Genomic DNA, 6371 nt, shown 5'->3' with positions numbered 1-6371 from the left:
GTCGGCATGGAGCGGGGCTTTTCACTTCATTGCGGCTGCATGGCCTGCCTGAAGGTTCGCTGAGCGACTTCGTATTCCTTGGCAAGAAATGCGATGAGACAGGCTACGCCGTCTCGGTCGACGACGCTCAGGTCTTGCTCGGGGATCATCAAATCGCCCACGGCATCCAGACAGCGGGTCAGGGTGCTGATGCGCGACATGGCGCATTCTGCGGCAGGGCTTAGCATAAGCGGACTTCCTTAAGTGATTGCCACATGGCATACCCGAGGATAACGACACTTTTCCAAGACCCAACAAGCCCGAGCGGAAATTTTTTGGGCTTGCTGAACTCCGATTCTATGGTAGCTGCTGACCCCTTTCAAAACGGAAAGCCCCGCTTGGGCGGGGCTTTGCTCAGAAGTCTTTGAGTGAAAGGTCGGGGTTGGCTATGGCTGCTTCGCATGCCGCCGAGTCTTCTTGCCAGCGCCTCTGGTCATACTTTGCCGCCTCGCCTTTGTAGCCTCCCACAGCGCAAGTGGTCGCATAGGCCTGTACGTCGATCATCGCCTGCCGGCAGTCGCTGTAGGGGAACAGCGCGCGATACTTCAGATGGTCGTCTGGCCACTGCTCAATTGCTGCATCGGCATGCTTGGCTGCTTGATGGAGCTTTGGTACAGCGCGCGCGACGCAGAGTTCGGTGACTTCGTTGCGCAGATCCTTGGCTGCCTGGAGTAGTTCCTTGGCCTTAACGGCGGCCTCGGCGTCGGTGTAGACGCTTTCGATTTCGGCTGAGGCTAGTGCAGGCACAAGAAGCGCGACAGCAAGAACTACGGACTTTTTCATGTACACCTCCATATGTGAAAAGCCCCGCTAACGGGGCTTCGAGCGTCTTGGTCTGTCAGTGAAACAGGTCGCCAGTTGCATCAGGGCCGGGCTGCTTGAGGATCTCCCATACCCGCCGATCCGACAGCCCATTGCTGCGGGCCAGCTCGGCGACCAGGGTGTTGGCGCTGATGCCTTCGCGCACGCCTTGTTCGAACTGGCGGTTGATCTCCAGATCGCGCAGGCGGCGCAGGGCGGCGGAACACCGGGGGATGTAGAGCGGCACGTTGGCCCAGCGCTCGACCATGATGTTGGCGGCGCGCTCGCCGATGACTTCGACCAGGGCCGCGTGGCGGATCACGCCGAGGCGACGGACGCCCTTGGCGACCGTCCAGGTGGTACCGCCGAGTTCTTCGACCAGGCGTTGGGTCGCCGAAAGGCCGATGGCCTCGGCTAGCTCCTGAATCTGCCGGGGCAGGAGGGCTTTCACCTGGTCGAGTTGCATGGCTAGGTCGGTCTCCCGTGGCGTTCGGCATCGTATGCGAAGGCGGCGACCAGACGTTGCAACTGGCCACTATCTAGCCATTCTACCCGCTCGACCTTGAACATCCGCAAGGCCATCGCATCGGCATAGGCCCAAGGCCGCGCGGCCTCGGCCAGAAACGCCTCGATCTTGCCGATCAGCGCCTTGCGATCGGGCGTTGGCTTGGGCTGCCGCCCGGCCTTGCGCGCGGGGGCGGGCTGCCAGCCCAGGCGCTGGAACTCGGCGATGACCAGCCCGACCTGGCGGCGGTTGAGGTCCTTGGCCGAGCGCACCCCCGCCACCCGCGCCAGCAGCGCGCGGTAGGTGTCATCGTCCAGGCCGAGCTGGGCCTTGGCGATATGGATCTTGGCGAGGCTCATTGCACCTTCCTCCGCTGGCGGTACTCGTTGGAGCAGGCGCGGCACCAGGCATCGAGCAGGCCGCCTGGACGGGAATGGAAGAACTCCGTATCGGCTGGCCAGTATTCGTCGCAACGAGGGCAGTAGCGCTCAACGCCGTACCAGACGTTGCGCTGCTTGGGCGGGCGCGGAGTGACGGCTTGGGTGTTCACGGTGTGCTCCTTGGGTCCATGGCCTTGGCGAAGCCGGCCGGGTCGGTCCTGGCCAGCCTGGCCAGGTAGCGGATGCCGAGCGTCAGCGCTTCGGCGTCTTCCTCGAAGCCACCACGGCTGCGCACCAGATCGAGGTCGGCGCGGGTGCCGCCGTAGATCTCCAGCTTGAGGGTTTCGGCCTGCATGGCCTGGCGGTGCTGGGCGAGGCGCTGGCGGCGATTGATCTGGCGCTCGCGGGCCAGCCGACGCTTGCGGTCGTTTGGCGTTTCATGGCTCATGCGGCGTGCTCCAGGAGGGTCATCGCTATGGCGGCGACATCGGCCGCGTAGAGGTAGCGCGGCTCCTCGGTCTCGTAGCCGGCCTGGCCGATCACCAGCACGGCGTAGCCGTAGCAGGGGTAGTGCGCCGGTTCGGGCGGGACGTTGTAGGCCGGGCGCAGGCTGATGCCGGCCAGGCGCTCGACCCAAGCTGCCCACTCGGCGCGGTTGCGTAACAGGTGCATAGTTCCTCGGCTGCTCATCAGTACCGGACCACCACGCCCGGCAGACCAGCCCCGGCCAGGCCGGGGTGGTTTCGCTTAGGGTCGGTTGATTGCTTCGTCCAGGCCCTTGCCGACGGCCAGGCGCACCGTGTTCTTGGGCGGGATCTCCATGACCGCTCCGGTGGCAGGGTTGCGGCCGGTACGGCCGGCGCGCTGGACCGGCTTGAGCTTGCCAAGGCCCGGCAGCGGTACGTCACCGCCGGCCTTGAGGGTGCGTGCGGCGACGACGGAGTAGCGCTTGAGCACTGCGTCCACCTGGGTCTTGCTGATCGGCGTACCGCTAGCGCCGAGTTCCTGGGTGATGGCGTCGATCAGCTCTTTCATGGTGATGGTCATGGGGTTGCTCCTTCTCAGTGGATGGTCTTGTTGGAGGTGGGGTGTTCGCCGCGCGCGGCCTTGCATTGCTCGCAGTCGCAGGGGGTTGCCTTGCGCTGGGCGATCGTCGAGATCACGCCCGGCAGAATGCCGAACAGGCCTTGGGCGAGCTGGGCGGCCTTGCTGTCGCTGCTTGCAGGCCCGGCCATGGCGATGGAGAGGCCGTCGCCTTCGTCTTTGATGGTGATGGTGTACTCGGCCATGGGGCCTCCTAGCGTTGGCGGCAGGCGATGCCGTGCTGACGGCAAAGCTGGCGCAGGTGTTTTTCGGTGATGTTCAGGCGCTCGGCCATGTCCTTCGGGGTGCGGCCGAGCAGGGCCCAGGCGCGGATCAGTGCCACCGGGCTGGGCGTTGCTGGTGCCGGCTGGGCGATGCGCCCGACCGGCTGCGGTGTGGCGACCGGCTGCGGCACGGCAGGCGCTGGCGTCCGCTCGGCCTGCTCGAACAGATGGGCATAGACCGGCGTGCGGCGCGGGTTAATGACGAACGGCTCGGGGCCGTCGAGCATCTTGGCGCCGACCTGCTCGATCTCGCCGCCGCGGGCGAGGAAGGCCTCGGTCGCGGCGGCAATCCGGCGGCTTTCGGCCTCCAGCTCCGGCGAGCGCGCGGGCAGCGCGCAGACGATGCGGGCGTGCATGTCAGCTTCCCTCCGTCACGGTGCTTTTGCGCGACTCGGTGAAGCGAGATGGGAACCAGTCGCACACCTCATCAGCCGGGATATGGCCGAACATCAAAGTGCAGCGGCGGCAATGCACACAGTCACCGCAGGTCTTGCCTTCCGGCAGGTCCATTCCATCCTCTGGCCGCTTGCCGCGCCGGTATGGTTCGCGTTCTTCAATCGTGTCCATCTCACACCCCCGCAATGTCGAGGCTGATGGGGCGGTACTGGTCGCTGTCGCCGTCCCGCTCGTAGACGCGGATGTACTCCTTGGAGCCGACCACCTGGCAGGCTTCGCCGATGGCCTTCATCGCGCGTTGCCAGCGGCCGTCGCCGATCTCCAGGCGGCGCAGGGCCAGAACGCGGGCGGTGCGGATCTCGCCCTTGGTGTCGGTGCGGAAGGCGTCGTTGACCAGGGTGACGACCTCGGGGCGGGCGCCTTCGGTCCAGTCGCGCAGGCATTCGTCGATCAGCGCGCGGGCGGCCTGCAGGCGTTCGTCCAGGACGATGCTTTCCTGCACGGCGAGCTGGATCTTGTAGCGGCCGTCGAAGCTGAGCAGGGTGACGTTGCCCTTCTTGCCGCCGACGCGGGCGCCGTATTCCTCGAAGCTCATCTCGATGAAGGCTTTGATGTCGCCGAAGGCGGCCTCCTTGAAGTCGCGCAGCTCGGCGCTGAGTTCGCCGGCGCGATCGACCAGGTGCCGCACCAGGCGGTCGCGCTCCATGTCGAGGGGCTTGATCATGCTTTCGTGCACCAGGCGGCCCTGGGCGTCTTGCCGGTAGCCGGCGGGAATCATTTGAGCGGTCATGCGGGTACTCCTTAGTGTCGGGTGGCCCATTCTTCGGGGCGGCTGTAGCTGATGGCTTCGCGCCATTCGAGGGTGACGCCCATGAACAGGGCGGTGTACTTGGTGCTGCCGGCGCTGGCCGAGCGGGTGAAGCCCTGCAGCACCTGGTGCTTGAGCAGGCGCCGGGCATCGTCCGGGTCGATGACCAGGCGGTGGCCAGTGGGGTCGAAGTGGTGCAGGCGCACCTCCATGCGGCGCAAGGCGCGGGCGGCTTCGTTGAAGCTCTGCAGGCGACCTGCCAGGGCCGGAGTCAGGACCTTGAGGGTGCGTTCAGCGGCGGTCTGCATGGCGGCTCTCCTGCGCGTGGCAGCTGGGGTTGTGCGGGCAGTGCTGGCAGGCTTTCCAGTGCTGCATGGCCAATGGGTTGTGGGTGGGGGCCGGCTTTTCGCGGAATGCTTGGCACTCGACGACGGTGACGACCGCGCCCTGGGCCGGGCAGTCGAGCCGGCCTAGGGCGTCCATCACGCGGCGCTCCACGCCGGCCGTGCTGTTAGACGGATAGCAGTTGCGCAGCACGGTGCTGACGGTGGCGCGGTTCATGCCGATGCGCTTGGCGGCGGCGGTGATGTTGGTGCGCTGCACCTCGGCATCGAGCAGGCGCACCCACAGGGGAGGCTCGGCGCCCCAGGCGCTGAGGCGTTCGGTTGGCTGGCTCATACGCGGGCACCCTCCATCGGGCCTGGCTTGGGCAGATTTACGAAGACGATTTCGCCCAGGTTGGGGTCGAACAGTTGGTGGCCGGTACGCTGCGCGCCAGAGCGTTGCAGCATCGGCGCCTTGGGGCCGGTGTACTTGCCCGGCACCAGGCTGTAACGCGCTGGCCGACCCTTGCAGCCCACCTTTCCGGGCGTCGACTCGACGACATAGCCGGCCTTGCGCAGCCAGCGCAGGTAGCTGCTGGCGGTCTTCAAGGTGGTTGGCACCGAGGCCGAGGCCTGCTCGGCCAGCTCTTCTGCGCTCACTTCGCCGAGGATGCGCAAGGTCCTCCACATGGCCTCGTTCACTAGCCCGGTGCGGCTCGGCGTGCCGTCGCGGGTGATGGCCGGGGCTTCGACGCCACAGTCCCTCACCAGGCGCCAGGGCCGCACTTCGAACAGGCCGGCCGTGCCGACCGGCGCCACATACCCGGCGCGCTGCAGCGAAAGCAGATAGACGCGCACGGTGTTGACATCCACTTTGGCCTGCTGGGCAATCTCGCCCGTTGCGATGCCTTCACGTCCGGCGCGCAGGACTTCCCATATCCGCTGCCGGTTGTTTTTCAAGCCTTTCATTTCCAGATTGATTGGCTTTTTGCCGCCCGCCATTACGCCCGCTTCCGCGCCGGCGCTTCGCCGGTAAACCAGGCGCGGCCGAGTTGCTTCCACTGCGCCAGGTTGACCGCCTGCAGGCCGATGGCTTCGGCCTCGCCCTGGATGCGGTAGAGGTTGACCGCGACGCGGCGCAGGCAGCCCCGCACCGCAATGCGCAGGTCTTCGAGCAGGTCTTCGCTCAGCTCCAGTTCCGGGTAGCTGGTACGGGCCAGCGTCTGCATGTCCTCCAGGGTGGCGGGTTGGGCCGGCACCCACTCCAGTACGCGGTTGTGCAGGCGTTCCAACTTGGCCAGGCTGGCCGGCACGCGCTCTTCGCCGATCAGCACCAGGGTGCCCTGGCTGGCGTTGTAGATGTCGGTGAGGATGTTGGCGGCGGCCTTGTCCAGCAGGTACTGAACGTCGTCGACAATCAGCGGGCGGCCGCTGCGCGACAGCTGCTCGGCCACCTGGTCGACCATCTCCGACATGTTGCGCGCCGGGGCGATGGCCATCTCGCGCAGCACGGCCAGCAGAAAGGCCTTCTTGGTCCAGGTGTCGCGGCACTCGACGTAGTAGGCCCGGTAGCGGTTGGCCGCCCAGGCGGCGCCGACCGACTTGCCCAGGCCGCTGGGGCCGTACATGGCAACCAGCCCCGGCAGGCCCAGCGGGCGTGCCTGGGCGCGCTCGATCGCGCTGGTCAGAAGGCCGACGTTCGTCAGCGGTACGATCTTGGTCACACTCATTTACTGCTCTCCTTGTTGGCCT

The 6371-nt window shown here is 66.4% G+C and carries 16 protein-coding genes and 1 other RNA gene; 1 reads left to right on the top strand and 16 read right to left on the bottom strand.

Annotation, left to right across the window (positions count from 1 at the left end; genetic code table 11):
* The coding region (locus HZR81_RS17825) for a hypothetical protein (protein WP_500128875.1) at positions 1-224 on the top strand (224 nt) is incomplete at its 5' end.
* A gap of 169 nt (positions 225-393) precedes the next feature.
* Here HZR81_RS17825 and HZR81_RS17820 read toward each other — a convergent pair.
* From HZR81_RS17820 to HZR81_RS17745, 16 genes are all read right to left on the bottom strand, one after another.
* Positions 394-822, bottom strand: coding sequence for a hypothetical protein (locus HZR81_RS17820; protein WP_042919744.1), 429 nt, complete (start codon positions 820-822; stop codon positions 394-396).
* Between the two features lie 55 nt (positions 823-877).
* Positions 878-1306, bottom strand: coding sequence for a Mor transcription activator family protein (locus HZR81_RS17815; protein WP_312360787.1), 429 nt, complete (start codon positions 1304-1306; stop codon positions 878-880).
* A gap of 2 nt (positions 1307-1308) precedes the next feature.
* Positions 1309-1704, bottom strand: a complete 396-nt coding sequence (locus tag HZR81_RS17810) for a gp16 family protein (protein WP_313281186.1) — start codon at positions 1702-1704, stop codon at positions 1309-1311.
* Complete coding sequence (locus HZR81_RS17805; RefSeq protein ID WP_500128874.1) at positions 1701-1895, bottom strand: hypothetical protein; 195 nt, start codon at positions 1893-1895, stop codon at positions 1701-1703. Before HZR81_RS17805 ends, HZR81_RS17810 begins: the two co-directional genes overlap by 4 nt.
* A complete protein-coding gene (locus HZR81_RS17800; RefSeq protein WP_143494306.1) occupies positions 1892-2173 on the bottom strand; it encodes a hypothetical protein in 282 nt (93 codons plus the stop codon). The genes HZR81_RS17805 and HZR81_RS17800 overlap by 4 nt, the downstream gene beginning before the upstream one ends.
* Positions 2170-2397 (bottom strand): hypothetical protein, encoded by a 228-nt coding sequence (locus HZR81_RS17795; protein ID WP_500128873.1) that lies wholly within the window; start codon positions 2395-2397, stop codon positions 2170-2172. Before HZR81_RS17795 ends, HZR81_RS17800 begins: the two co-directional genes overlap by 4 nt.
* 4 nt (positions 2398-2401) lie before the next feature.
* Positions 2402-2474, bottom strand: an RNA gene (locus HZR81_RS17790) — hammerhead ribozyme type II.
* Positions 2473-2772, bottom strand: coding sequence for an HU family DNA-binding protein (locus HZR81_RS17785; RefSeq protein ID WP_500128872.1), 300 nt, complete (start codon positions 2770-2772; stop codon positions 2473-2475). Before HZR81_RS17785 ends, HZR81_RS17790 begins: the two co-directional genes overlap by 2 nt.
* Positions 2773-2786: 14 nt before the next feature.
* Positions 2787-3014, bottom strand: coding sequence for a hypothetical protein (locus HZR81_RS17780; RefSeq protein ID WP_143494308.1), 228 nt, complete (start codon positions 3012-3014; stop codon positions 2787-2789).
* An 8-nt stretch (positions 3015-3022) separates the two neighbouring features.
* Entirely contained in the window at positions 3023-3448 is a 426-nt protein-coding gene (locus HZR81_RS17775; RefSeq protein WP_500128871.1) for a hypothetical protein, read from the bottom strand.
* A gap of 1 nt (position 3449) precedes the next feature.
* A complete protein-coding gene (locus tag HZR81_RS17770; protein WP_500128870.1) occupies positions 3450-3659 on the bottom strand; it encodes a hypothetical protein in 210 nt (69 codons plus the stop codon).
* 1 nt (position 3660) lies between these two features.
* Entirely contained in the window at positions 3661-4278 is a 618-nt protein-coding gene (locus HZR81_RS17765; RefSeq protein ID WP_042919730.1) for a DUF3164 family protein, read from the bottom strand.
* A gap of 11 nt (positions 4279-4289) precedes the next feature.
* Positions 4290-4604: a hypothetical protein gene (locus HZR81_RS17760; protein ID WP_042919728.1), complete on the bottom strand. Its 315-nt coding sequence runs from the start codon at positions 4602-4604 to the stop codon at positions 4290-4292.
* Positions 4588-4974, bottom strand: coding sequence for a hypothetical protein (locus tag HZR81_RS17755; RefSeq protein ID WP_500128869.1), 387 nt, complete (start codon positions 4972-4974; stop codon positions 4588-4590). Before HZR81_RS17755 ends, HZR81_RS17760 begins: the two co-directional genes overlap by 17 nt.
* Positions 4971-5621, bottom strand: coding sequence for a hypothetical protein (locus HZR81_RS17750; protein ID WP_500128868.1), 651 nt, complete (start codon positions 5619-5621; stop codon positions 4971-4973). Before HZR81_RS17750 ends, HZR81_RS17755 begins: the two co-directional genes overlap by 4 nt.
* Entirely contained in the window at positions 5621-6349 is a 729-nt protein-coding gene (locus HZR81_RS17745; RefSeq protein WP_500128867.1) for an AAA family ATPase, read from the bottom strand. Before HZR81_RS17745 ends, HZR81_RS17750 begins: the two co-directional genes overlap by 1 nt.
* Positions 6350-6371 lie beyond the last annotated feature (22 nt).

This window comes from Pseudomonas sp. LM13 (genome assembly GCF_041381355.1).
In the GTDB taxonomy this organism is placed as follows: domain Bacteria; phylum Pseudomonadota; class Gammaproteobacteria; order Pseudomonadales; family Pseudomonadaceae; genus Stutzerimonas; species Stutzerimonas frequens.
Note: the sequence above shows the minus strand (reverse complement) of the source record. Positions and strands in the feature narration are given on the sequence as shown.

Excerpts from the sequence above, each read along its gene's own strand:
- HZR81_RS17820 (WP_042919744.1), bottom strand. The coding sequence starts at position 822 with ATGAAAAAGTCCGTAGTTCTTGCTGTCGCGCTTCTTGTGCCTGCACTA.
- HZR81_RS17815 (WP_312360787.1), bottom strand. The coding sequence starts at position 1,306 with ATGCAACTCGACCAGGTGAAAGCCCTCCTGCCCCGGCAGATTCAGGAG.
- HZR81_RS17810 (WP_313281186.1), bottom strand. The coding sequence starts at position 1,704 with ATGAGCCTCGCCAAGATCCATATCGCCAAGGCCCAGCTCGGCCTGGAC.
- HZR81_RS17800 (WP_143494306.1), bottom strand. The coding sequence starts at position 2,173 with ATGAGCCATGAAACGCCAAACGACCGCAAGCGTCGGCTGGCCCGCGAG.
- HZR81_RS17795 (WP_500128873.1), bottom strand. The coding sequence starts at position 2,397 with ATGCACCTGTTACGCAACCGCGCCGAGTGGGCAGCTTGGGTCGAGCGC.
- HZR81_RS17785 (WP_500128872.1), bottom strand. The coding sequence starts at position 2,772 with ATGACCATCACCATGAAAGAGCTGATCGACGCCATCACCCAGGAACTC.
- HZR81_RS17780 (WP_143494308.1), bottom strand. The coding sequence starts at position 3,014 with ATGGCCGAGTACACCATCACCATCAAAGACGAAGGCGACGGCCTCTCC.
- HZR81_RS17775 (WP_500128871.1), bottom strand. The coding sequence starts at position 3,448 with ATGCACGCCCGCATCGTCTGCGCGCTGCCCGCGCGCTCGCCGGAGCTG.
- HZR81_RS17770 (WP_500128870.1), bottom strand. The coding sequence starts at position 3,659 with ATGGACACGATTGAAGAACGCGAACCATACCGGCGCGGCAAGCGGCCA.
- HZR81_RS17765 (WP_042919730.1), bottom strand. The coding sequence starts at position 4,278 with ATGACCGCTCAAATGATTCCCGCCGGCTACCGGCAAGACGCCCAGGGC.
- HZR81_RS17760 (WP_042919728.1), bottom strand. The coding sequence starts at position 4,604 with ATGCAGACCGCCGCTGAACGCACCCTCAAGGTCCTGACTCCGGCCCTG.
- HZR81_RS17755 (WP_500128869.1), bottom strand. The coding sequence starts at position 4,974 with ATGAGCCAGCCAACCGAACGCCTCAGCGCCTGGGGCGCCGAGCCTCCC.
- HZR81_RS17750 (WP_500128868.1), bottom strand. The coding sequence starts at position 5,621 with ATGGCGGGCGGCAAAAAGCCAATCAATCTGGAAATGAAAGGCTTGAAA.
- HZR81_RS17745 (WP_500128867.1), bottom strand. The coding sequence starts at position 6,349 with ATGAGTGTGACCAAGATCGTACCGCTGACGAACGTCGGCCTTCTGACC.